This is a genomic window from Neobacillus niacini, assembly GCF_030817695.1.
GTDB lineage: Bacteria > Bacillota > Bacilli > Bacillales > Cytobacillaceae > Neobacillus > Neobacillus niacini_F.
The window spans coordinates 2,047,714-2,072,296 of record NZ_JAUSZQ010000002.1 but is presented as its reverse complement, the minus strand read 5'-3'; the positions used below and the strand labels follow the sequence as shown (position 1 = coordinate 2,072,296).

The window sequence follows — 24,583 nt, the reverse complement described above, 5'->3', positions numbered from 1 at the left end:
GATGAGTTTTCAATATGTATCCAGCTTCAGCGCCTAGGAGCTCGAGTCATAAGCCAAACGCTTCGGAAGGCAAAAAGCGCCTTCTGTCAGCGCTTGTCTTATGCTTGTCGCTCCTGGACAAGGCGCCTCCGCATTTAATTGTTTCCCGTGAATCAAGAGAAATCGCCATTTTTTTATTATTTTCGTGGAAGCAAGAAGGTAAATGTCGTTCCTTGTCCAATTTTACTTTGGACTGAAATATGCCCTCGGTGAGCATCAATAATATTTTTCGCAATAGCTAGTCCAAGCCCAGTACCAGCTCTCCCTCTAGTTCGTGCTTTATCCGCTTTATAAAAGCGTTCAAAAACGAATGGTAAATCTTCTTCCGGTATACCTGAACCTGAATCGGACACTTCCACTTTTATGCCGAAATCATCCTTTTTTACAAGTAATCTAACTGATCCACCCTGTGGTGTATGTCTGATAGCATTATCAATTAAATTGGTTAGCACTTGTTCTATACGATCAGGGTCAAATAATATATTTGGTATATCATTTTCAAGGTCAGCACTTAGGTTAATTTCATTGTCTCTGGCAAGCCCTTGAAATTTATGGACGATTCTAATCATAAACGAATGAAGGTTAACCTCGTCTAGTGTTAATTGAATATGCCCTGCTTCCATTCTAGCGAGGTCAAGCAGCTCATTAACAAGTCTGCCCATCCTTAACGATTCATCATAGATAACTTTAGCCATTTCTTTTTTCTCTTCCTGAGATTCCGCAATGTCATCGACAATCGCTTCACTATAGCCCTGTAACATGGAAATCGGTGTTCGAAGCTCATGAGAAACATTTGCAATAAAGTCTTTCCTCATTTTTTCTAATACCCTTTCCTCTGTCATATCTCTAAGTACAGCCACTGCTCCACGAATAAATCGGTTACTATAAAGCGGGCTGACCAGAATGACCCAATGACGGCCTTGAAGAGAGATTTCCCCTACTTGCTCTTTCTCCGTATCAACAGCTCGTTGAAAAAGTTCCATTGCTTCTGTTGGTATTTCTCCAGAAGTGTTACCTGATCCGCCTTTTTCATAGTACCAATATTGCAAAAAGCGGTCTGCTGGTGGATTGGTTATCAAGATCGTTCCATCACGGTTAAAGGTTATTACACCATCTGCCATACTGCTTAGGATACTGGCGAGCTGCTCTTTTTCTTGACTAAGGGCATTCATATTGAACTTTAATTGTCTCCCCATTTGGTTAAAAGCTGTAGCAAGTTCCCCAATTTCGTCATGCGTTAGGATAGGTACTTTCGTATCAAATTTCCCTCTTGCTACTTCAAATGCTGCTTCTCTCATTTTCCTTAATGGTGCTGTAATCCTAGTAGACAAAAAGAAAGCAAAAATAGTTGTTAGAATAATTGCGACACCTGCAACAAGTAAAATAAAATTGGTTGTTGAATGAGTAGTTTCTTCCACTACCTCCAAGGATTGATAAATAAAAACAGCACCATTTTGATTATCATCCATGTGCAGTGGAACTCCAATGATTGAATATTTCGCACTGTCATTTTTTGATTCATTAGAAGAAAGCCTAGACACTTTTTCAACTGTTCTGTTTTCCTCAAAAACTATCGACAATTCGACATCATTTCGGATGTCTGGAACCGATAACTTTACTGATTTTTCCGAGTTGGGAGAGAAATAGACTTCCTGGTCATTTTTAATGATGACCACATTTGTAACTTCATCGATAATTTCCCAAGAGATTTCTAATCCTAAAGGAAATTGCTCACCAGGATGATTTTCAAGCACTTTCGCTATTTTCTCTGCCTGATGAGTCAAATCATTTTTGGTTTCCATAATGGTGTTATTCTCAAAAAACTCAAGTAGCATAACAGTTAAGATGAAAAGGATAAAGGCAACCAAAAATATGATGGTAAACCAGAGCTTACCAACTACACTTCGTAAAAAGGTCATTCATTAACTACCTCAAATTTGTAACCAACTCCCCAAACTGTTACAATCATTCTTGCTGCCTGCTCGGAGACTTTATTTAACTTTTCACGAAGACGCTTAACGTGTGTGTCTACCGTACGCAAATCTCCAAAAAATTCATAATGCCATACTTCCTTTAGTAATTGCTCCCGGTCAAAAACCTTGTCAGGTGATTTAGCGAGGAAATATAATAATTCATATTCTTTAGGCGTTAAACTTACTTCCTTACCATCAGCCAAAACTCTATGTGCGTCATTGTCGATCGTTAAATGCGGGAACACAATAACATCCTTCGTTGTTGTATCTGTTTGAAGATAACTAGTTTGAGATGACCTTCTTAATAGAGCCTTTACTCGCAATACTACTTCTCTCGGGCTAAATGGTTTAACAATATAGTCGTCTGTACCCACTTCAAAGCCCTGTACACGATTAACCTCTTCACCTTTTGCTGTTAACATGATAACAGGTGTAGCCTTCTTTTCCCTTAATTCACGGCAAACCTCTAAACCATCTTTCCCAGGCATCATTAAGTCTAAAAGGATGACATCATAATCATTTGCAATCGCTTTCGTTAAGGCTTCATTCCCATCTTCTGCTTCATCAATCGAATATTCCTCACGCTCTAAATACATTTTTAATAAACGGCGGATTCTTTCCTCGTCATCTACTACTAAAATTTTCACGTCTTTATCCATTAATAATCCCCCCATGCAGTTATTTTACAAAATGTGACTATTTTAATCTATAACTAAACGTAATTGTCTTTGCAAATAGTGTCGAATTTTTGACAAATTAACTAATTTCTAACTTATTATGTGAAAAATAACCTTTACTTGGAAAAAGTAAAGGCTATAAACTTAAAATTTTAATTATCCAGCATAACTATGGAGTCCTGCAATAACTAGGTTAACTGCCACTAAGTTAAACATGATAATGACAAAACCAATCACGGCAAGCCATGCTGATTTTTCCCCATGCCATCCTTTTGAAAGCCGGAGGTGTAAAAAGGCTGCGTAGAATAACCATGTAATTAACGCCCATACCTCTTTAGGGTCCCAGCCCCAGAATCTTGTCCAGGCAATTTGTGCCCAAATCATCGCAAAAATCAATGCCCCTAAAGTAAATACAGGAAAACCAATTAGTACGGAACGATAACTGATTTCATCAACAAAATCCAGATTAATGTTTTTAACTAAAGGCTGGAGAGCTGCCGATATACGTTTTCTTAATATTAATCTTAATAAACCATAAAGTATTAACCCACCAATAAATGACCAAATAACAGAGTTCATTTTCTTTGCATTTATTAATGCAGGCATTTCAACCAACGGTTCAAATTTCCCTTTTGTTAGGAGTTCCCCTTCATGCGGTCCAGTAATGGCTGGCATTGTATATTCAATTGTCGCGGCTTGGTCATTCTTATCAATCCAATTAAATTCTGCTTTGTAGTCCATAGCTGAGAATAAAGTGGATACAAGAACAAATCCTAACGTTGTTACTAACCCAAACATCACCGTTTCAAGCCAAAAAGTTCGCTTACTTGCTTTAGATTGATCAATTACCTTTACTAGATAAATCAATCCGGCCGCAAAGCTTATTGCTAAAATTGCTTCACCCAATGCTGCTGTTGTAACATGGATATGAAGCCAATCACTTTGCAGCGCAGGTATTAATGGCGAAATATCTCTAGGAAACATGCTTGCATAAGCAATAACAAGTATCGCAACAGGCATAGTAAACAACCCAAGGAGCGGTGTCCGATAAATAAAATAAATGACTATGAATGCACCAACGAGACACATTCCGAAAAAGGTTGTAAACTCAAATAGATTACTTACAGGTGCATGTCCAGCAGCAATCCATCTTGTAATAAAATATCCCACTTGAGAAAAAAAGCCGACAATGGTTAAAAAAACGGCAATTTTCCCCCAGCGGTTTGTACCTTTTTGCTCTCCGATATCTTTTTTAGCCTTGATGGCTCCACCAAAGAAGAGGGTCGCAACTAAATAAAGAACGAATGCAATATAGAGTAAATTACTACTTATTGTTACCAACTAGACTCCCTCCTTATCCTCATTTTCCCTTGATATCTGATCAATAGGAATATTTATTTTCGTTTCAGAGAGTACAGCTTCAATTTCTCTCTTTAGACCATACCAATTTTTATTCGTATGAGCTGCTACCCATATTTGACCACTTTTATTTTGCACCCAAATCCTGCGATGGTTCCAATAAGCACCTTGGATGACACCAATCATAAAGAGAATACCGCCTAAAACAATGATCCAAATTGTTAAGTCTTTTCGAACAGTTAAGGCCGTAACATTTTTGGTTTCAATTCCTTTAAAGGCCATTTTGTATTGATTATCCCCTAATGGCTCAATGGTTTGTTGAATCGCTACAAAGCTCGTTTCACCTTTTGGGACTTCTGGTGAAATCATTCGAAATACGAAAGCAGGATTGTTAGGGATTCGAGATTTTGTTCTCGGCTCTCCATTTTCTGCAAATTCAAAGTCTGGGAAGAAACTCAATACCTCAACAGCATATCCATTTCCAAGGTCAAATCTCGGCTTTGGATCATATAAATTAACCTTTATATCCCCAAATGTCTTGCCAGTTTCTTTGTCAGTTAAAGAAAAGGACATTGTATTTAGTTCATCAAGTTTGTAGTCAACTTGATATAAAGCAAACTTTTCAAATTTCAATGGCTGATTGACTCGAATTTTGTGCTCCTTCACTTTTTCCAATTCTGGCTGTTCACCTGGAATAGCCGGTCCGACTCTCTTATAAAGAACTGCGTTCGTCTGATAATTTTTAACAACCATACCAGCTCGATCAATCGCTGCTTCGAATGTTTTGTCCTTTTCTTTATCATAATTTTCTAAGATGAATTTCTCGTTTGCGACATAATATTGCCCATCCGTTTCAGGGACAACCTTCGTTTCACCTTCACGAAGCCATAAGACTTTATCAATGTACATTCCTGGAACAAATCGCAACATGCCGCCGATTAAAAAAATAATTAATCCCACATGGTTCACATACGGCCCCCAACGAGAAAACCGACCTTTTTCAGCAAGTAAATCGCCATTTTCTTCCCGTACATGATAGCGTTTAGCCTTTAATTGGTGTTTTACTGCTGCTATATCATTTTTGTCTGCATCTATACTTATACTAAAAAGGCGCTGACGCTTTAAGAAACCCTCATGCCTTGTTACCTTTTGAGCTTTCAAGGCCTTATACAAGGGTACTACCCTGTCAAGACTACAAATTACAAGGGAAATACCTATCATCGCGATTAATATTAAATACCACCATGAACTGTATAAATTATTAAAGCCTAACTCATAGTATAATTTCCCAAACCATCCATACTGATCTTCATAGTATTCTTCAGCTGGCATTGTAGGCGGTATGTACATTTCCTGTGGAAGAATCGTACCGGCAGAAGAAGCAATCAATGTGATGACAATGAGCCATACTCCTACCTTGACAGATGAAAAAAAGTTCCATATTTTATCAACTATGGATTTATTATATGTTTGTGATCGGCGGGCACTGCCTTCATACCGCATATCTAGCAGAGATTTATCTTGTGACTTTTCATCAAGAACTTTTCCGCATGCCTCACACAATACGGTACCATGTGGATTAACATGTCCGCATTCACATTTAACCTCTTTCATTGCAAAAAACTCCCTACAACCCCTTAAGGTTTAATTTTCTCCATATACTCCGCGACAGTTGCTTCTGTTAACTGTCCTGTATGATATTTAACTACTTTCCCGTTTTTATCGATTAAAAATGTGGCCGGTAGCGGGTTTATTCCATAAGCAGCTTGAACCTGTCCGTCTGTATCGATCACATTAGGAAAATCGAGTCCCTTGCGTTCGATAAATTGGTTAACGGCCAATTCAGACTCACTGACATTAACCGCCAGCACCTGAACACCCATATCTTTAAAATGATTATATTGATTATTAATATAAGGCATTTCCGCTTCACAAGGCTTGCACCAGGTCCCCCAAAAATTTAAAAATACACCCTGTCCTTTATAGTCGGAAAGTTTATGTTTTTTACCTTCCATATCAACCAATACAAAATCAGGAGCTTGTTTACCAACCTCTACTTTCATTCTATTATCCTTTGTTAAGTTGGCATACAGCGTGTAGGCAACGGCTGCAGCAAGAATAACGAGGATTGTTGTCCTCATGACTAATCGCCGCTTTTTCATCTTTCTCCCCCCCTGAAAGGTATAATTTCTAAGCACAATTGTCTAAATTATATCACTTTACACTATATCTATAGTAAATACATTCGAATACAAATGTGACAGCTTTATGAATTTTTCTTCGTAGACTCCAATGATAGTCCTCTTAATAGCTTGACTTCATGGTGTGTCAGTTCTCTAGCATCCCCAGCAGATAAACCATGCAATGTTAAAAAGCCATAACGTTCTCGTTTCAGCTTCAATACTTCATGTCCAATGGCCTCAAACATTCTCCTAACCTGACGATTTCGCCCTTCATGTATGATGATTTCGATGATTGCAGTTTGTTTTTGCTTATCAACTGAAAGCATTTTGACTTTAGCAGGAGCAGTTTTTCCATCCTCAAGGCGGATTCCTCTTTCCAATTTTCTTAGATTCTCCTTTGATGGAATTCCTTTCGTTTTTGCTACATACGTTTTTTCTATCTCATTCCGCGGGTGCATAAGCAAATTTGCAAACTCTCCATCATTTGTTAGCAGCAATAATCCGGAAGTATCATAATCAAGCCGTCCCACCGGGAAAATTCTTTCTTGTTGATATGGAAAGAAATCCGTTACTACCTTTCTTCCTTTATCATCACTTACACTCGAAATGACACCGCGTGGTTTATATAGTAGAAAATAAACAGGCTCCTCCTTCTCAATTTGGATTCCATTCACTTCAACCCTATCAGATGATGTAACCTTGACACCCAGCTCTGTAACTATCTTCCCATTGACTTTTACCTTACCTTCTTTAATTAACTCTTCAGATTTTCTTCTTGAAGCTACTCCAGCTCGTGCTATTACCTTTTGCAATCTTTCCATTATGATCCACCTCAGCTGTTTACCTTTATTTTGAATACTTGTGCAACACCACAGTTTATTAGGAAAACAATTAGTTATTCTTTCCTAATGAATTATGACACAAAATCGCCTTTTTTCAAAGTAATGGTATTCTCTTTGTAGAAAAATAAAAAGCAGACCCCCTAGTATTCTCTCCTAGGAATCTGCTTCTTCTAATGATTTTTTTATTGTGCTCCGAACACTAATACTACTACTACAATAGCTGCAATAATCCCCACTACATCCGCAAGTAATCCAACCTTTAAGGCGTCGCCCATTTTTTTGATCCCGACTGCGCCAAAATAAACAGTTAACACGTAAAAGGTCGTATCTGTACTGCCCTGTAAAACAGATGCCAGCCTGCCAATAAAAGAATCAGGACCATATACAGCAATTAAATCACTCGTCATACCAAGTGCAGCTGTTCCAGAAATGGGTCTAATTAAGATGAGTGGGACAATTTCCGCTGGGACACCGATTGCTTCCATCGCTGGTCTTATCCAATTCATTAATGCTTCTAATGCACCTGAAGCCCGGAAGACCGTAATGGCCACTAACATGCCTACTAGAAATGGAATGATGGAAAACGCAATTTTGATTCCTTCTTTTCCACCTTCAACAAAACTCTCATAAGTCGGAACTTGTTTAATCGTTCCATAAAGGAGGATAATTCCTATTAAGACCGGGATAAAACCTAGGGATATGAGCGAAAGAAATTCCATTCCATTCATCCTTTACGACTTCGTCGATTATAAAAATAACGATCTATCATAACAGCTCCGAGCATTGAAATGATGGTAGCAATTAACGTAGGCACAACTATTTCAGTTGGGGATGCAGAATTATAGTTCATTCGAATCGCAATGACTGTTGTAGGGATGATGGTAATACTTGCTGTATTTATTGCCAAGAAGGTAACCATTGAACGGCTGGCCGAATTCTTGCCGCCATTCAATAGTTTTAATTCCTCCATTGCTTTAATCCCAAGCGGCGTGGCTGCATTACCCAAGCCGAACATATTGGCGATCATGTTAGATAATATATATCCCATTGCGGGATGATTCGTTGGCACATCAGGGAATAATCTTCGTACAAGCGGGCGAAATAACCTAGATAATAACTCAAGCAACCCAGATTCCTGGGCAATTCGCATCATCCCCAGCCAAAAAACGAGAATGCTGATCAATCCAATACAAAGAGTCACAGCCTCCTTCGCCCCATCAAATATCGCTTTATTTACTTCTTGCATTGTTCCGTTAATCATCGCAAAAACGAAACCAACAAGTGTCATAAAAACCCAAATATAATTAACCATGTAATTTCACGCCAATAACAGATAGGAATATACTTTTTAAAGAATCAAACAGTCCCTTTTTCTTCTCAGGATCTCCTTGATAATAAATAGGTGTTTCTCTTACCACTTTTCCATCCAGGAAAACCTGGGCTTTACCAACAGCTTCCCCGTTATGGTTCGAGTCCTCCCAATCTTCTCCTGGCTTATTCAATTTATATTTTATTGAAAACAAGTCCATTTCCTCATTAGTAGCAGGGTAAACAATCGTGTTTTTTAAGTATAGATGTTTTTGATAAACCTTATTTGTTTTTATATCTAACTGTCCTTTTGACAACACTTCCGCCATATCATAGGTTTTAAAACCATTCTCATACATGGCAATGTGATCATTCCAATCATCTGAAGCATTCAATGTAACCGCAATTAAATTCATGTCCCCTTTTGTTGCTGTTGTAACAAGGGTTCTTTTTGCACGTTTTGTATACCCTGTTTTACCGCCAGTCGTGTATTTGTATTTTGTAAGTAAACGGTTTTTATTTTTCCACTGACGATCCCAATTTTCAGTAGGATTAGGCGCTTTATAGGTCTTTGTCCCAGCAATTTTTTGGTATGTTTTATTTTGCATAGCATAACGAGTTAATAGAGCCATATCATAAGCAGTTGAATAGTGGTCTTCGTGGTCGTCTAAACCATGTGGATTGGAAAAATGAGTATTCAACATACCAAGCTCTCGTGCTTTTTGGTTCATTAAATAGACGAACCCATCCAGGCTTCCCCCCACATGTTCAGCTATTGCAACGGCAGTATCGTTGCCAGACCTAAGCATTAAACCATATACTAAATGCTCTAGCTTAATCTTTTCCCCAGGCTTTAAATAAACAGACGATCCCTCAGCGCGGGTAGCTTGTTCACTTACTTTCACTATTTCATCCATTTTCCCCGATTCAATCGCAAGAATCGCCGTCATGATTTTCGTAATACTAGCGATCCTTCTTTTTGTGTGAGCATCCTTCTCAAATAGGACACGCCCAGATTCTTGCTCCATTAGAACTGCACCACGTGCACTTACGGAAACGGAAGCATCCACCTTTTGAGGAATGTTTGTAATGAATAGTGAGACCATGAGGGCAAAAATGACTAGCTTCCAAATCATTCTCATAAGTTTACCTCGTCCCCTTCGTTAACATTTCTAGCAGCAATTCTTACTGTCTAGCTTTCTAAAATTTTATGCAGGACAAGGCTTGATATGACTATTTGTCCCAAAAAATGAAAAAGCAATCGACTTCAGCCGATTGCCTAACGAATTAAAATGCTGGCCATTTAATCTCAGAAGCTTTATCATATCTCATTTCAACATCATTCCAGTTTACAAGATTCCACCAATTGTCAACATAGCTAGCTCTATTGTTTTTATATTGTAGATAATATGCGTGTTCCCACACATCTAAAACTAATAGAGGTATGGTATCCCACTGTGTTAAAAGCATGTGTCGTTCAGATTGTAATATTTCAAGGTGCCTGGCACGCGGGGACCATACGAGGATCGCCCACCCAACGCCTTCAACCTGTTTTGCTGCTTCAGAGAACTGTTTTTTAAATTTGTCAAAACTGCCAAAATAATTTTCTATTTCTTTTTTTAGCAGTCCTTGTGGGCTGCCTCCTCCTTTTGGGCTCATGTTTCTCCAAAAAATTGTATGCAAATAATGCCCTGAGCCATGAAAGGCTAATTCTCTTGACCAATGTTTTATGAGAGAGAAGTCGTTGTTGTCTCTAGCCTTCTTCAAATTTACCTCCGCTTTGTTTAAACCCTCTACATAGGAGCGATGGTGCTTATCATGGTGCAGTCTCATAATTTCCTCCGAGATATAGGGTTCTAGGGCATTATAGGCATATGGGAGCTCTGGGAGTGTATGACCGCCAGGCGGGACAGTCTTTTTTTCACCCCAAATATTCCCCACTCCTTCTTTACGCGAAAAATAACTCTCTAGTTGTTCATGAATTTCTTCTGCTTTTGATTGAAGACTTAGCATGTCATGATTAGACAATGATCCATTTGTATTCTCAATCAATTCAGTAAAATGTTCGAGCTGCTCCCATAACTCTAAGTTATCTTTGACATCATCTGTTTCTAGAAACTCCTTCATTTGCTCGTTCCATTCAAATAACTCGTGGACATATTGACTAAATCGATTCATACGATCCCACCCTTTTATTTCGAATCTACCCCTAAAAGGTATGAAAAAAATGATGGATTATGAACAAAAAAACTGCCCTTATTAAAAGGACAGTTCTTTTAATCATTTATTTAGATTGAATCATTTTTGTACGGTAATCAGTTTCATAGTATTCCAGTTCTTCTCTAACCCTTTGGAATTCTCCTTCTAGACCTTTCACTAACTTTTGTACACTTTCAGGTACAGTTTTATAAAATTTTATCGAATTTCGTCCTGTATAGGCAGAACGGCTATCCTCAAACCAAGCATCGTTTTTAGGAGAGAAAAACTCCTCAATACATTGATGAAAGATCCGATAAAGAGTTTTCTCAGCAGTTGGCTTTTGAAACGGTTCACTCTGCAGAATTACAGAACAAGCATCTAGGCCTTCTTCACAATAAACAAGTAATTTTCTCAAATTGGAAAGAATTAATTTATAATAACTCCGATCACCTGATAATTCTTGTTCCAAATGTAAGAGCGTTGTTTCATTTAAATAATTTTCTAGTGTTCCGATTGTCGAGGTTAAAAATCCTCCAACATCTTTCAGCTGTGTCTTAACTAATGAATTTCCCATTCAAACACCCCTTTAAATTCTTTTATACCCTTCCTACCTTGGTTGCTTAATGTAGTCCAGTGGAGAACGGAGTTCAAATTTATGGTCTTGCTTAACAGCAAGTACTATTTCAGGTAATTTATGAAAATCAATATCTTGAAAGTATGAAGCAAATTCCTGTTTTGAATTAATGTATAACCGTTTTCGATTACGCAAGCTCGGATTCTTAAGTAAACAAACTAATGCCACAATATCCTTGAAGGTCACTTCAATATTGTCTTTTGTCAAAATTGGGTTTTGCTGATAAGGAGTAAATTCTTGAAACAACTCATCGAAGTATCTAACATACAATACGTGCAGAGTTTTTTCCTCAGAACCATCAATAAACCTTACTTCACTTCTATTGAAGAAGTCTTCTGAAGTGTTTGATTTTTCCTTTTCCAATTCGTATCCTTTACATTGTGTTATTAACAATTAAATCATTCTCCTTCAATCATTAACGAATAAGTTGAATCTTCGAAATTTCATTGAAATCGTAATTCTATTTTATCACAAGTAAATGGAATTGTTTTATTTTTAAGAATTAATACTTTCCTGAAACTTTTCGAAAAAGAGGTCAGCTTCTTCTTGGACGAATTCTTCTTCGACTTTATCTGGAAGCTTGGGCAATTCTTGAATGTTTTTTAAGCCGAAATAATCAAGAAATTCTTTTGTCGTGCCGTATAGGTATGCTCTTCCTGTACCTTCCGCCCTTCCAACTTCCTTTATAAGCGCCTTCGTCATAAGGGTATGAAGTGGTCTTTCTGTTTTTACTCCACGGATCTCTTCTATTTCTGCACGTGTAATTGGCTGTTTATAAGCAATAATAGCCAATGTTTCCAAAGCAGCCTGAGACAAAGCGGAAGTATTTGGGGAGTCAACAAGTCTTTTAAGATAGGCTGCATTTTCCTTTTTGGTTGCAAGCTGATAAGTACCCGCTAGCTGGACAATCATGATTCCTCGATTCGTATCTTTTTCATATACTTGTCTTAATTCTTCTATAATCTCACCAGCCTTCAGTTCCTCTACCTCCAGGACCTCAGCCACGTGCTTCAATGTAAGGCCCTCATCGCCAGCAGCGAATAAAAGACTCTCTAAAATGCTTTGCCAATTAACTATTTCCAAGCCCTTCTGCTCCTTCCTTCACTGCATGAACAAATATATCTCCAAAGTTTTCATGTTGTTCCACGTCAATTTCGTTTCTCTTGATAAGCTCCAAAACCGCCAAAAATGTCACCACGATATGGTCCTTTGCCGCAACCGGAAACAAATCATTAAAATTTTTCCGACCTTTTATATGCCTTAATTCATTCATAATTTCTGTCATTCTTGCTTCGATTGATATTTCTTGTCTAGCTATCTTTGTAGCCATTGGACGCTGCAGCTTTTTCCTGCGTAATAGTTTTTGAAAAGCGGCTAACATGTCGTAAAGAGTGACATTTAATTCTGTTTTTTCCGGCTGCTTTTCCTTTGCCAAATCTGAAAGGTCACTTGGAGGCTTCGTATAAATGAGTCCACGTTCTTCCTCAAGCGACTTTAAGTCATGAGCAGCCTCTTTGTATTTCCGATATTCAATCAGCCTTTCAACTAACTCGTCCCTTGGGTCTTCTTCGTAACTGATTTCGGAATCTAAATCATCTAATTCTTCTTCATGCTTTGGTAATAACATTTTACTTTTGATGGCTAATAAGGTTGCGGCCATCACGAGAAACTCGCTGGCTACATCTAATTTGAGTTCTGTCATTGTTTTTATATAGATTAAGTATTGCTCAGTAATTTGGGCAACAGGAATATCGTATATATCAATTTCAAGACGATTTATTAAATGGAGTAATAAATCCAACGGTCCTTCAAACGCATCAATTTTTACATTATAGTGTATCATCTTTCACCAGAATCCTTGAAGTAATTTTCATATTTATGACTATTATTAGTATAGAGGAATCAAATACGTTATCCAATAGAAAAATTATTGACTTGAGTATTTGTTGAAAATGTGATGTTTGCCCATAACACTGGACGAGGACTTTACATATGATGAGAGTGAAAAGAATAACAAAACAAGTATAGGAGGTTTTTACACATGGCTGAAGGTTACGGTTTCGGAGGCGGTTTTGCATTAATCGTGGTACTTTTCATTCTGTTAATTATCGTTGGTGCTTCTTGGTTTTAAGATAGAGATTGAATAAAAGCGAGCCCGTCTTTCTTAGGCGGGCTTTTCAATTGGGTAATTCTGAAGAAACACCGATAATATGCTACACTGTACATATCTTATTAGTTAGGGGTGATTTTTTGTACCCAAAGCAGTATATTCAATTTTTAGCCCATTTTAATGGAGACAGGGATTATTTTGAATGCCACGAAATACTTGAAGAATATTGGAAAGAATCTAAAGACAAAAGTAAAGATTCTATTTGGGTAGGCTTCATTCTTTTAGCGGTTTCGAGGTATCATCACCGACGCAAGAATTTTAATGGTGCTAAACGAACATTGGAAAAAGCGATAAAAATCTTTTCCTTACATGATCGTGAGCCAAATCTCCTGGGTTTGGATGGTGATATTTTTTTCCCTATGCTATCAAAACTTTTGACGCAAACCGATAAAAAAGAAAGCTATCAAAGCATTACTTTGCCGATTTCTGATCCCTCACTTTTAGAAGCCTGCAAAAAGGAATGTCAAAATAAAGGATTTCACTGGGGACAGGAAAGTAATTTAGAAGATGAATCTATTATTCATAGACATAGGTTGCGAGACCGTACAAACGTTATTGAAGAACGAGTGGAAGCGCTCAAGAATAAAAAAGGCAACGAATAAAATCTCGTTGCCTCTACTATAGGGTTAGCAAAAATCACATTTCTCAACAAACGGCGCAGTAGTATCATTCGCTGTTATATTCTTATTTGGATACATATCCTTCAAAGCTTTAACCATTCGTTTCCCCACTCCTTGGTAGCGATGTGAGGGATTGACAGAAATATGTTGAATCATTAATGAAGAATCATTATCGTTCATTTGAACCCCAATAAGACCGATAATATCTTCTTCTTTCCAAAGAAAAAGCTGCAAGTTTTCTTCTGTTTCATACTCCTTAATGGTGAGTTGGAGTTTCTTCAAGTCCTTTTCAGTAGGCATAAAGGACAATAAGCCCATGGCTATTTTTTCAAATGTTTTCTTATAACGAATTAACATAATAGCTCCCTCATTATATTAAATAAACCCAGTTTAGGGGATAGTATATTTTTTCCAACCAACTTATAAATAAACAGTTTTCTCTATAATATGTAGTGAAATTCGTAAAGTGTTTCATTATTGTCAATCATACATAATAATTGTTTATCTATCAATCCCATTTATCATTATTATCTTGGTACAATAAAAACCCAATAAATAATTCCCCATATTAAGGCAAGACCTACAAGGATACCAAAAATAGTCCAATTGCTTTTCTTCATAAATATCCTCCAAATGCAATTTGAAGATAGCGTACATGTTGTCATTCTACACTATATCTAAAAAATAATCCATTTTACTTAAACAAATAAACTGCCGCATGGCGGCAGCTTATTATTTTAAGGGAAGGTCTAACCGAAGCAGATCTTCATAGGTTTCTCTTTTAACGACAAGAGTTGCCTTGCCATTCTCCACAAAAACCACTGCAGGACGTGGTATACGATTGTAATTGTTCGCCATCGAATATCCATATGCCCCCGTACAAAATACAGCTAGAAGGTCATCATCTTCAGTCTCTGGAAGCGGTAAATCCCAAATCAGCATATCACCTGATTCACAGCATTTACCTGCTATAGAAACTTTTTCTATTGCTTCTGCTAAAGGCCTATTTGCTAAAACAGCTTCATACTTAGCCTGATAGAGAGCAGGTCTTATATTGTCACTCATTCCACCGTCAACAGCTAAATATTTTCTAACCCCTGGTACTTCTTTCGAAGAACCGATTTGATATAGGGTTGTCCCGGCATCACCTACAAGTGAACGTCCAGGCTCTATCCAAATCTCTGGCATTTCCATGGAGTATTGTTCTATTAATCTTTTCACTTCTTTAATAATTTCACTGACATATTGAGAAGGCAACAGAGGTTCATCTTCACTTGTATAACGGATTCCAAAACCACCGCCTAGATTTAGAACCTTCGCTTCAAAATTAAAGGAATTTTTCCATTGATTCATTTTAGCAACAATTTTTTCAGCAGCAAGTAAGAAACCAGTTGTTTCAAAAATTTGCGAACCTATGTGACAATGCAAACCTAAAACATCGAAATGGTTAAATCGAAGCGCGGTCTTTAACGCCTCTTCCGCTTGTCCATTTTGCAAATCAAATCCAAACTTAGAATCTTCCTGCCCTGTTAAGATGTAATCATGTGTATGTGCTTCAATTCCAGGTGTAACCCGAAGCAGAATGCTTATCGTTTCATTTTTTTCAAGGCAGATGTTTTTTAACAGTTCTAATTCATAAAAATTATCAACTACGATACAACCAATTTTATGATCTAGCGCCATCTCTAGTTCTTCTCTGCTTTTATTGTTTCCATGAAAGTGAATTTTCTCAGATGGAAACCCAGCAGCAATCGCCGTGTATAACTCTCCGCCAGATACAACGTCAAGAGATAAACCCTCTTCCTCCGCCAGTTGAAGCATGGCAATCGTCGAAAATGCCTTACTTGCGTAAGCAACCTGGGCTTTGACGTTTTGTTCTTCAAATGTCTTTTTAAAACCTCTAGCTCTTTCCCTCATTAATGAAACGTCATAAACATAGAGAGGAGTTCCAAATTGCTCGGCCAACTCTACTGCATCTACTCCGCCTATTTCCAAATTACCCTTGCCGTTTACGCCTGTTGTCCCGTAAAAATACATTTTCTTCCCTCTCTCCGTAAAAGACTCTTTATTATTGTATGGCCATGCTATAAAAAAAGTAATAATAAATAGACAGAATCCGCAAAGGATACTGCCTAATTTAGCTTTTTATCCTTTTATACAATTAAAAATACTTTAGCATAACCTTTTGCATTCCGCAATAAGTTATTGTTCGCGTGGCGGCTGACGGTATCGATTCCTAGGATGTACGATACTAGGACGAAATATCGACCCGGGTATGGCACGGCGGAATATAATCTGTAAAAATCCTTTTGGCTCGAAAGGGAGAAATGGCCAAAAATACGGAGTATTAAGTGCTCGTGTTGTTACTAAATGAATAAACAGCAGAGTAGAACCGATTACAAAGCCAGGTGTATGGAAAGCCGCTACGAGAATTACTAGGATCATTCTGGCAATTTTATTTGCGACACTTAACTCATAGCTTGGTGTCGTAAACGAACCAATCCCTGCGATTGCAACATATAGGATCACTTCTGGAACAAATAACCCAACATCAACAGCAATCTGACCAATTAACACTGCAGCAATTAACCCCATTGCTGTTGAAAGAGGTGTTGGAGTGTGTATCGCTGCGATTTTTAAAAATTCCAGCCCAAAATCGGCTAATATAATTTGTAGTACGATTGGAATATTGGTATGCTCATTTGGTCCAATAAATGAAAGCCTTTCTGGCAGCAAGGATGGTTCTATTACGAATAACATCCATAATGGAAGTAGAAATATTGATGTTAATATCCCTAGAAATCGAGACCAACGGACAAACGTCCCCATAACAGGGGCTTCACGGAACTCCTCGGCATGTTGGACATGATGGAAATAAGTAGTTGGTGCAATAATGACACTAGGTGAGGTATCAACATATATAATGACATGACCCTCTAGTAGATGTGCTGCGGCGACATCAGCACGTTCTGTATACCTCACTAATGGGTAAGGATTTAATCCTTGTTTCAAAAGAAACTCTTCGATGGTTTTATCTGCCATTGGGATTCCATCAATTTTTATCGCTTTAAGTTCCTTACGAATAATATTCACTAGGTTTGAATCTGCAATATCATTTATGTAGCCAATCGCAATATCTGTTTTTGATCGTTCACCGACCTTAAGAATTTCAAAGCGCAGCCGTTCATCTCGTATTCTTCTTCTGGTTAACGCCGTATTCAGTACAATATTTTCGACAAAACCATCACGAGAACCTCTGACAACTTTTTCTGTGTCTGGCTCCATTGGTGTTCGACCAGGATAGCTCCTTACATCAACAGCAAGTCCGGTATTTGAACCCTCGACCACGACTACTATTAATCCAGATAAAACTTGAGTAACCATTTCATCAAGTGTTTTTACTTGCTGAACAGACTGATTCACAAGCCTATTTTCAACTATTTTAAAAAGATCCGATGACAACTTTTCATGGTCATTAATTCTAACAAGTTCTTCAACTGTTTCTATGATAAATTGAGTATCACATAAACCAGTGATCCAATAGAAGTGTACATCCTTTTTGAGAATTTTTAACTTCCGGACCCCAAAGTCAAAACTCACACCTAGTCCGACCCGCTGTTTCATGTAATGTTCTATTTCTTGCAGTGACTCAGGAATCGGCCAGGTTTGTTCGTTCTCTCTCGTCACGAAATCCACTCCTTTCGAGTATTAACTCTACCGCTTTTTTCGTAATAGGTGCCCCTCGTTCATAGTGGTCATGCCGCGCCATTTTCCCTACATCTCCGATTCCCACGATGATTGGAACATCAAGTTCATCAAGGCAATAAACCGTATCTCCATTTAATCTTCCAATCTCGAGCTCTGGTATACCGTGTTTATCCACACCATAAGGCGTTAATTCACCATCTCGATCGATACTTACATCGATTCTTGTCCACTCTGCCTGATGGGTTTTTGCAGCCACAGCTATAATTCCTAATACTTCAATATCCTTATGGGTTGCTACATACTTTAATGCCCGTTCTCCTGCACCTTCACCAACAAGTCCACTGTCATCAAACATTACCAATACTGGGTCATTAGCAGCTCTTTTAATTAATTTCACAAGCTCTTCCCCTGTTAAAACAGAGGGATTACCTTGCGACATCGTGATACATCGCCCGCCTACTTCGCGGGCGACATGCTCTACTGCCCTTTTTGCATACTCATCACCATCAGTAATTAATATAACCCGCCTACGAATACTCATTCTTTTAGATGTCCTTTCCTTATCGAAATGCGGATGGCGCCTGAAGCTGGACACAGCTGACGTTAATGATGAACAAAATAGACCCATTGAAAAATAGACCCAACAATTTTCCCTAAAACAATCGCCATGATTAAGATGATAATTTTTCCATCAATCCCCAGCCTCTTTGCAAGGACGGGGAATACATTTAATACCTCTGTCAGCCCTGCGGCTAACATTCCAACAAAGACACCTCCAACTAAACCTAGAGGAAGCATAAAATACGGGGATATCCCTAGTATTGGATCTCTTAGGCTCGCTATGCAACCTGTAAGTGCACCAACAACAACAGCCCACTCATAGTGCCTAATCATTCGCATTGTCTTCGATAACTGTGTCAGCCTGGGTATGATTCCAAGTACGGTTAGAAAAGCTACAAAACCTGAACCAACTGCTAATCCACCTGCAAGTCCGATAAACATAACCGCAATTACTTTAATCGTCATTGGTACATTTCATACTTTCCTTATTTTCATGTATGATGACATAATTATCCAGGTCCATTTGATAGTTAAACATCTCGACTTCCAAGGGACTTGGTTCTTCGTTGATCCTTTTTTGAAAAACATGATTAAAGAATAAAATCATGCCAAGACCCAACCCAATCGAATAAGGAATCTGAAATATCCAAGGCTTGGAATCTTCCACACCTGTAATGATTTTGTATAACTTTTCCTGAACACTCCGCATACTCACATCGTCATGAAAGTTCATAATTGCCATGGCTGACCCAAAAAATAATAAAAACCAAATTAAGAGAAAGAATGGTAACGACATTTGCTTTTTCTTTAATATGACTTCAATAATCGTTTGCGCCGGCCCAATGGTTTGGACATCTGCACCTTCGATTAAACTTGAAATCAATCTAATAACTTTCATGACATCAATGATCACAATGTTTTTGTCCTTAATGGATATTTGATGGACTTTTAGTTTTTTCAATTTAGTTATGATGGTTTCCGGAGCAATGATCTGAGCTATATCCTCTAAATAGATAGTTTCTTCAGGTTTAGCTAGAACACGATTCCGCATGCGGATGTAGATTGTTTTTTCCAAAACATTCACTCCCCACACATTGATTTCCTTGTATAACTAGTATGAGCAAAAAATTAATCTTTACTAAAAAAAAGACCGAATGGATCATCAGAGATCCATTCGGTCTTTCATTTGCTGCAATATCTTTTTTTCAAGTCTTGAAACCTGCACCTGGGAAATACCAAGTCTGACAGCGACTTCTGATTGCGTTTGGTCTTTATAGTACCGTAAATAAACGATTAGCCGCTCACGTTCATCTAGTTCGCGTATTGCTTCTTTTAAGGCTATTTTATCGAACCATTTGCCTTCATTGCCATCATCTATTTGATCTAATAAAGTAATAGGGTCTCCATCATTTTCATAAACGGTTTCATGAATAGAAGATGGCGTCCGACTTGCCTCCTGGGCAAGAATAACATCCTCCGGCGACAGCTGGAGATGCTCTGAAATTTCGTTAACGGTTGGAATTCTTCCGTATGTCTTCGATAATTCATCTTTCGCCTTTCGAATCCGGTTTCCCATTTCCTTTAATGAACGGCTAACCTTTACCGTTCCATCATCACGAATAAACCTTTGGATTTCACCAATAATCATTGGAACCGCATAGGTGGAAAATTTCACATCATAGGAAAGATCAAACTTATCCACTGATTTCAGCAATCCGATACATCCAATTTGGAACAGATCATCCGGATCATATCCCCTATTTAGAAACCGCTGGACAACGGACCAAACAAGACGCATATTTTTTTCAGCAATTAGGTCTCTTGCTGCTTGGTCTCCGTCTTGGCTTTTTTTAATCAATTCCTTCACTTCATGGTCCTTTAAATACGTTTGCGCTTTATCTTTTTTGACCTCCACATCCATTGGCAAGTCTCCTTAATTGCATAGCATTTTGCTTGTGTGTAAATGCTTTTTTAGTCTTACTTCGGTTCCTTTACCTGGTTGTGTGAGAACCTCAACCTCATCCATGAAATTTTCCATGATAGTGAATCCCATACCAGACCTTTCTAAATCTGGCTTCGTTGTAAATAATGGCTGTCGAGCTTCTTCCACATCTACAATTCCTAATCCGACATCTTTAATCGAAATATCCACTAAATTATCCTCAATCGTTACCTGGATATAAACAATTCCATCCGGGTCATTTTCATAACCATGAATAATGGAGTTGGTTACGGCTTCAGATACAACTGTTTTAATTTCAGTGAGTTCATCCATTGTAGGGTCAAGCTGTGCAATAAAGGCTGCAACCGTGACACGGGCAAATGATTCATTTTGACTTAAAGCACTGAATTGAAGATTCATCTGATTCTTCATCTCAGGCCACCCCCAATCTTTGCAATGCAAACTCTTCAGTCGGTTCTAGCTTGATGATTTTAAACATCCCCGACATATCGAATAATCGTTGTATTGCAGGGGAAATTGCACAAACGACCATTTCACCATGTACCTGCTTTATTTGCTTGTACCGCCCTAAAATGACTCCTAATCCAGAGCTATCCATAAAAGAAAGCTGTTCTAGATTTAAAACTATATGACGAATATCATTTTTTTCTATTGCACTAGCAGCTTGCTCACGCAATTCATCGGCTGTATGATGATCTAATTCACCACTTAAACGCAAGCATAGAACATCATGTTTTATTTCCATTTCAATGTTAAGACTCACTATTCCTAGCCTCCTTCATCTGGTATAGTGAGTCAATTCGTTACCGTTAGAGCAATCTCCTTCTCTCAAGACAAAACTAGTTGATATTTGCTAAAAAAAGTGGAAATTCGACAAAACGAAAAGCGGAAGCGCCTTGTTCACTACTTGCCTGCTTTTGTGAACATCCCGAATGAACGTTTATATAGCGTCCACCATGTGGCTTCTTTTACATCGTTTTTGGCCACCAATTCACTTTCAAGGACTACTTTTCCTTCTTTCACAAGCTGGATGGTTCCAACCTTATCTCCTTTTTTAATAGGAGCGTTAAGGTTTTTATCAAGTGTCACTTTACGTGTTACATCCTCAGTCTTTTCGCCTTTTTTAGTTAGTAAAGAAAGTGGTTCGCTTGTTACTGCCTCAACTTTTTTGTCTTTCCCCTTATTAACATGAGCGTCACCAATCACTTGGTTTCGCTTAAACATTGGGTGTGTCTGATACTGGGCAAAAGCATAATTCAGCATTTTTGTAACTTGGGCATTTCTTTCCTTAGAGGTCGGCGCCCCAAAAACTACAGCAATTACACGCATACCATCCTTTTGAGCGGTTGCTGTCAGACAGTACTTCGCTTCAGCCGTAAAGCCTGTTTTTAGACCGTCTACTCCTGGGTAAAAACGAACTAGTTTATTGGTATTAACAAGCCAAAACTTTTTATCTGTATTTTCACGAAGATAGGCTTCGTACATTCCAGTAAATTTTGTTATGTCCTCATATTTTAATAGTTCCTTGGCCATAATCGCCATATCATGTGCGGAACTATAATGACCACTTCCTGGAAGACCTGTTGTATTTTTAAAAACTGTATTCTTTAAACCAAGTTCTTTTACTTTGTTATTCATCATGTCAACAAAGGCTTCTTCAGATCCGGCAATTTTTTCGGCCATAGCAACAGAAGCGTCATTTCCTGAACCGATCGCAATGCCTTGGAGCATTTGTTTTACGGTCATTTCTTCACCAGGTTCAAGGAAAATTTGCGAGCCTCCCATGGAAGCAGCATACTCACTTGTTCGAACACTTTCATCCCATTTGAGTTTTCCTTGATCAATTGCTTCCATAATGAGCAGCATGGTCATAATTTTTGTCATACTGGCAGGTGGAAGCTCCTCATTACTATTTTTTTCATAAAGAATTTGACCTGTATCACGTTCAATTAAAATTGCCGATCTTACATTTTCTGTAATATCAGTACTCGTTTTTTCTTCTGCGGATACGGATGGTATCCATAAACTTGTAAATAACAAGGCTATTACTAGTAAAGAGATATATCGTTTCATTCGCATAACCCTCCATTCTTTATATAGATTCCATTTTTTCCAATTCCAACAACTTTATACAGTATTTTCCTGTCAATAAAATAAAAAAGCCCAGGATTTTTTCCTGGACCAACACATCTATGCTTTATTCAGTTATTTCTTCATGAATGAGGATCGGTGCCTCCACTTTTTCAGAAGATACAATTATATTTTCATAGAGCTTTTCTTTTACCTCTTTCACATCTTCGAAGTTACTGTAAATGGTTACTAATGATTCGCCTTTTTTCACTTGATCGCCGATTTTCCTTCTTAAAACAAGCCCAACAGCTAAATCAATGACCGATTCTTTTGTCGCTCTTCCTGCTCCTAAAATCATTGCAGCTGTTCCAACTTCATCGGCAACTATTTCAGAAACGTATCCATCTTCTTTCGCTTCTAGCTCGAATGTAAATTGAGCTTGCGGCATTTTAGAAGGATCATCCACAATTGATGCGTCTCCGCCTTGTGAGCTCAGGAACACCTTAAACTTTTCAAGGGCAGAGCCATCTTTAATAACATTTTCGAGCATGGTGCGTGCTTCGGCTAATGAACTAGCCTTTTCCGCTAAATAAACCATGTGACTTCCAAGAGTTAAACATAGCTCTGTTAAGTCCTCTGGACCTTCACCTTTTAAGGTATCAATTGCTTCCTTCACTTCAAGTGCATTTCCAATCGCAAACCCAAGTGGCTGACTCATGTCAGAAATAACTGCCATGGTTCTCCTTCCAACATTGTTTCCGATACTCACCATTGCCTTCGCCAGTTCTCTCGAGTCATCAATTGTTTTCATGAATGCCCCTGCACCGGTTTTTACATCTAAAACGATGGCATCAGCACCAGCAGCAATTTTTTTGCTCATAATTGAACCTGCAATTAACGGAATACTATTTACAGTTGCCGTTACATCTCTTAACGCATATAGCTTTTTATCTGCAGGAGTTAAGTTTCCACTTTGTCCAATGACAGCAATCTTGTTTTTGTTAACCAGTTCAATAAATTCCTCGTTTTCAATCTCAACATGGAATCCTTTTACTGCCTCTAATTTGTCAATAGTTCCGCCAGTATGACCTAAACCACGCCCTGACATTTTTGCAACAGGAACACCCAATGCGGCAACAAGCGGTCCAAGAACTAAGGTTGTGGTATCACCTACTCCACCCGTAGAGTGTTTATCCACTTTAATTCCTTCAATTTGTGATAGATCAATTTGATCGCCTGATTCAACCATGGCCATCGTTAAATCTGCTCTTTCTTTTTCTGTCATCCCTTGGAAAAAGATTGCCATAGTTAAGGCACTAACCTGGTAATCTGGTATAGAACCATCTGTGTATCCATTGATAATAAACTTTATCTCTTCAGTAGTTAGTTCTTGCCCATCTCTTTTTTTCTCAATTAAATCAACCATTCTCATACTATTCACCACTTTGTTAAGTTTATTTAGCTATATTTTTAACAATTTCTTTTATATATAATAGAAAATTAGCTTTTACTCTTTCGGTTGTTTCAATAACTTCCTCATGTGATAGAGGCTGGTCTAAAATTCCGGCAGCCATATTCGTAATACAAGAAATCCCAAGGACCTTCATTCCTCCATGGCGAGCCACGATTACTTCAGGTACTGTTGACATACCAACAGCGTCCCCTCCGAGCGTTCTAACCATTCTAATTTCTGCTGGAGTTTCATAGACTGGTCCCGAAAATCCGAAATAAACGCCTTCTTTTACATTAATATTTAAGCGGGCTGCAATCTCTTTCGCTGCATACCTTAATTCTTTTGTATAGGCTTCTGACATATCAGGAAAACGGGGACCAAATTTCGAATCATTTGGACCGATTAAAGGATTAGCACCTGTAAAATTAATATGGTCGCTAATAATCATTAAATCTCCTGCTTCAAAACTTTCATTAACCCCGCCTGCAGCATTCGTAACGATTAACATGTCCACACCTAATTGTTTCATCACACGTACAGGGAAGGTTACTTTGTCCATACCGTACCCTTCATAAAAATGGAAACGGCCTTGCATCGCAACCACTTCAACTCCTTCTAAGACCCCAAAAACTAGCTGTCCGGCATGGCCTTCAACAGTTGAAATCGGGAAATCAGGGATTTCATTGTAGGGTATCTTAACAGGATTCTCAATTTCATCAGCTAAAACACCAAGACCGGAGCCTAAGATAAGCCCGATTTTTGGTGTATTTGAATATTTCTCTTTTAAAAAGCCAGCCGCATTTTGTATTTTCTCGATATTCATA

28 protein-coding genes are annotated in these 24,583 nt (G+C 38.2%); 2 read left to right on the top strand and 26 right to left on the bottom strand.

All coding sequences use genetic code 11. The features are described from left to right. Window positions 1-176: 176 nt before the first annotated feature. The 14 genes from QFZ28_RS10670 to QFZ28_RS10605 form a co-directional block, all read right to left on the bottom strand. Window positions 177-1,958 (bottom strand): ATP-binding protein, encoded by a 1,782-nt coding sequence (locus tag QFZ28_RS10670; protein ID WP_307194607.1) that lies wholly within the window; start codon window positions 1,956-1,958, stop codon window positions 177-179. Next, window positions 1,955-2,671 carry a response regulator transcription factor gene (locus tag QFZ28_RS10665; protein ID WP_132089697.1) on the bottom strand — a complete coding sequence of 239 codons (717 nt, stop codon included), beginning with the start codon at window positions 2,669-2,671 and terminating at the stop codon, window positions 1,955-1,957. Before QFZ28_RS10665 ends, QFZ28_RS10670 begins: the two co-directional genes overlap by 4 nt. 174 nt (window positions 2,672-2,845) lie before the next feature. Then, the gene (gene ccsB, locus QFZ28_RS10660; protein ID WP_307194606.1) at window positions 2,846-4,030 is read right to left on the bottom strand and encodes a c-type cytochrome biogenesis protein CcsB; all 1,185 of its coding nucleotides are present in this window, start codon (window positions 4,028-4,030) and stop codon (window positions 2,846-2,848) included. Further along, a complete protein-coding gene (gene resB / locus QFZ28_RS10655; RefSeq protein WP_307194605.1) occupies window positions 4,031-5,662 on the bottom strand; it encodes a cytochrome c biogenesis protein ResB in 1,632 nt (543 codons plus the stop codon). A gap of 23 nt (window positions 5,663-5,685) precedes the next feature. Further along, the gene (resA, locus tag QFZ28_RS10650; RefSeq protein ID WP_307194604.1) at window positions 5,686-6,210 is read right to left on the bottom strand and encodes a thiol-disulfide oxidoreductase ResA; all 525 of its coding nucleotides are present in this window, start codon (window positions 6,208-6,210) and stop codon (window positions 5,686-5,688) included. 104 nt (window positions 6,211-6,314) lie between these two features. After that, window positions 6,315-7,052: a 23S rRNA pseudouridine(2605) synthase RluB gene (gene rluB / locus QFZ28_RS10645; protein ID WP_307194603.1), complete on the bottom strand. Its 738-nt coding sequence runs from the start codon at window positions 7,050-7,052 to the stop codon at window positions 6,315-6,317. A 203-nt stretch (window positions 7,053-7,255) separates the two neighbouring features. Next, window positions 7,256-7,792, bottom strand: a complete 537-nt coding sequence (locus QFZ28_RS10640) for a spore maturation protein (protein ID WP_307194602.1) — start codon at window positions 7,790-7,792, stop codon at window positions 7,256-7,258. A gap of 5 nt (window positions 7,793-7,797) precedes the next feature. Continuing rightward, a complete protein-coding gene (locus tag QFZ28_RS10635) occupies window positions 7,798-8,385 on the bottom strand; it encodes a nucleoside recognition domain-containing protein (protein WP_307194601.1) in 588 nt (195 codons plus the stop codon). Beyond that, window positions 8,378-9,523 carry a D-alanyl-D-alanine carboxypeptidase family protein gene (locus QFZ28_RS10630; RefSeq protein WP_307194600.1) on the bottom strand — a complete coding sequence of 382 codons (1,146 nt, stop codon included), beginning with the start codon at window positions 9,521-9,523 and terminating at the stop codon, window positions 8,378-8,380. The genes QFZ28_RS10635 and QFZ28_RS10630 overlap by 8 nt, the downstream gene beginning before the upstream one ends. Before the next feature lie 145 nt (window positions 9,524-9,668). Then, window positions 9,669-10,559, bottom strand: a complete 891-nt coding sequence (locus tag QFZ28_RS10625; RefSeq protein ID WP_307194599.1) for a superoxide dismutase — start codon at window positions 10,557-10,559, stop codon at window positions 9,669-9,671. 106 nt (window positions 10,560-10,665) lie between these two features. Then, on the bottom strand, window positions 10,666-11,154 hold the full coding sequence (locus QFZ28_RS10620) for a YpuI family protein (protein WP_307194598.1): 489 nt from the start codon (window positions 11,152-11,154) through the stop codon (window positions 10,666-10,668). Window positions 11,155-11,187: 33 nt separating this feature from the next. Further along, entirely contained in the window at window positions 11,188-11,607 is a 420-nt protein-coding gene (locus QFZ28_RS10615; RefSeq protein WP_307194597.1) for a hypothetical protein, read from the bottom strand. A gap of 102 nt (window positions 11,608-11,709) precedes the next feature. Next, window positions 11,710-12,297, bottom strand: coding sequence for an SMC-Scp complex subunit ScpB (gene scpB / locus QFZ28_RS10610; RefSeq protein ID WP_307194596.1), 588 nt, complete (start codon window positions 12,295-12,297; stop codon window positions 11,710-11,712). Then, entirely contained in the window at window positions 12,284-13,057 is a 774-nt protein-coding gene (locus tag QFZ28_RS10605) for a segregation/condensation protein A (protein ID WP_307194595.1), read from the bottom strand. Before QFZ28_RS10605 ends, scpB begins: the two co-directional genes overlap by 14 nt. Before the next feature lie 198 nt (window positions 13,058-13,255). Between QFZ28_RS10605 and QFZ28_RS10600 the strand changes: the two genes are divergently transcribed. Together QFZ28_RS10600 and QFZ28_RS10595 are read left to right on the top strand one after the other, a co-directional pair. Further along, complete coding sequence (locus QFZ28_RS10600) at window positions 13,256-13,345, top strand: YjcZ family sporulation protein (RefSeq protein ID WP_179156986.1); 90 nt, start codon at window positions 13,256-13,258, stop codon at window positions 13,343-13,345. Window positions 13,346-13,395: 50 nt separating this feature from the next. Further along, the gene (locus tag QFZ28_RS10595; protein ID WP_307194594.1) at window positions 13,396-13,986 is read left to right on the top strand and encodes a DUF309 domain-containing protein; all 591 of its coding nucleotides are present in this window, start codon (window positions 13,396-13,398) and stop codon (window positions 13,984-13,986) included. Window positions 13,987-14,010: 24 nt separating this feature from the next. Here the strand turns inward: QFZ28_RS10595 and QFZ28_RS10590 are convergent, their stop codons facing one another. The 12 genes from QFZ28_RS10590 to QFZ28_RS10535 form a co-directional block, all read right to left on the bottom strand. Continuing rightward, window positions 14,011-14,361, bottom strand: coding sequence for a GNAT family N-acetyltransferase (locus QFZ28_RS10590; protein WP_307194593.1), 351 nt, complete (start codon window positions 14,359-14,361; stop codon window positions 14,011-14,013). Between the two features lie 375 nt (window positions 14,362-14,736). Next, a complete protein-coding gene (lysA, locus tag QFZ28_RS10585) occupies window positions 14,737-16,041 on the bottom strand; it encodes a diaminopimelate decarboxylase (RefSeq protein ID WP_307194592.1) in 1,305 nt (434 codons plus the stop codon). Window positions 16,042-16,206: 165 nt separating this feature from the next. After that, the gene (locus tag QFZ28_RS10580; protein ID WP_307194591.1) at window positions 16,207-17,691 is read right to left on the bottom strand and encodes a spore germination protein; all 1,485 of its coding nucleotides are present in this window, start codon (window positions 17,689-17,691) and stop codon (window positions 16,207-16,209) included. Beyond that, the gene (locus QFZ28_RS10575; protein WP_307194590.1) at window positions 17,654-18,253 is read right to left on the bottom strand and encodes a stage V sporulation protein AE; all 600 of its coding nucleotides are present in this window, start codon (window positions 18,251-18,253) and stop codon (window positions 17,654-17,656) included. The genes QFZ28_RS10580 and QFZ28_RS10575 overlap by 38 nt, the downstream gene beginning before the upstream one ends. A 62-nt stretch (window positions 18,254-18,315) precedes the next feature. Next, a complete protein-coding gene (locus QFZ28_RS10570) occupies window positions 18,316-18,738 on the bottom strand; it encodes a stage V sporulation protein AB (protein WP_307194589.1) in 423 nt (140 codons plus the stop codon). After that, window positions 18,728-19,348 carry a stage V sporulation protein AA gene (locus QFZ28_RS10565; RefSeq protein WP_307194588.1) on the bottom strand — a complete coding sequence of 207 codons (621 nt, stop codon included), beginning with the start codon at window positions 19,346-19,348 and terminating at the stop codon, window positions 18,728-18,730. Before QFZ28_RS10565 ends, QFZ28_RS10570 begins: the two co-directional genes overlap by 11 nt. Before the next feature lie 87 nt (window positions 19,349-19,435). After that, window positions 19,436-20,194: an RNA polymerase sporulation sigma factor SigF gene (gene sigF / locus QFZ28_RS10560; protein WP_034677308.1), complete on the bottom strand. Its 759-nt coding sequence runs from the start codon at window positions 20,192-20,194 to the stop codon at window positions 19,436-19,438. A gap of 12 nt (window positions 20,195-20,206) precedes the next feature. Continuing rightward, window positions 20,207-20,647 (bottom strand): anti-sigma F factor, encoded by a 441-nt coding sequence (gene spoIIAB / locus QFZ28_RS10555; RefSeq protein ID WP_034677305.1) that lies wholly within the window; start codon window positions 20,645-20,647, stop codon window positions 20,207-20,209. Between the two features lies 1 nt (window position 20,648). Then, a complete protein-coding gene (spoIIAA, locus tag QFZ28_RS10550; protein WP_307194587.1) occupies window positions 20,649-20,999 on the bottom strand; it encodes an anti-sigma F factor antagonist in 351 nt (116 codons plus the stop codon). Window positions 21,000-21,139: 140 nt separating this feature from the next. Continuing rightward, on the bottom strand, window positions 21,140-22,309 hold the full coding sequence (locus QFZ28_RS10545) for a D-alanyl-D-alanine carboxypeptidase family protein (protein ID WP_307194586.1): 1,170 nt from the start codon (window positions 22,307-22,309) through the stop codon (window positions 21,140-21,142). A 124-nt stretch (window positions 22,310-22,433) separates the two neighbouring features. Next, complete coding sequence (locus QFZ28_RS10540; RefSeq protein ID WP_307194585.1) at window positions 22,434-23,738, bottom strand: pyrimidine-nucleoside phosphorylase; 1,305 nt, start codon at window positions 23,736-23,738, stop codon at window positions 22,434-22,436. 22 nt (window positions 23,739-23,760) lie between these two features. Further along, window positions 23,761-24,582: a purine-nucleoside phosphorylase gene (locus tag QFZ28_RS10535; protein WP_307194584.1), complete on the bottom strand. Its 822-nt coding sequence runs from the start codon at window positions 24,580-24,582 to the stop codon at window positions 23,761-23,763. Between the last annotated feature and the right edge of the window lies 1 nt (window position 24,583).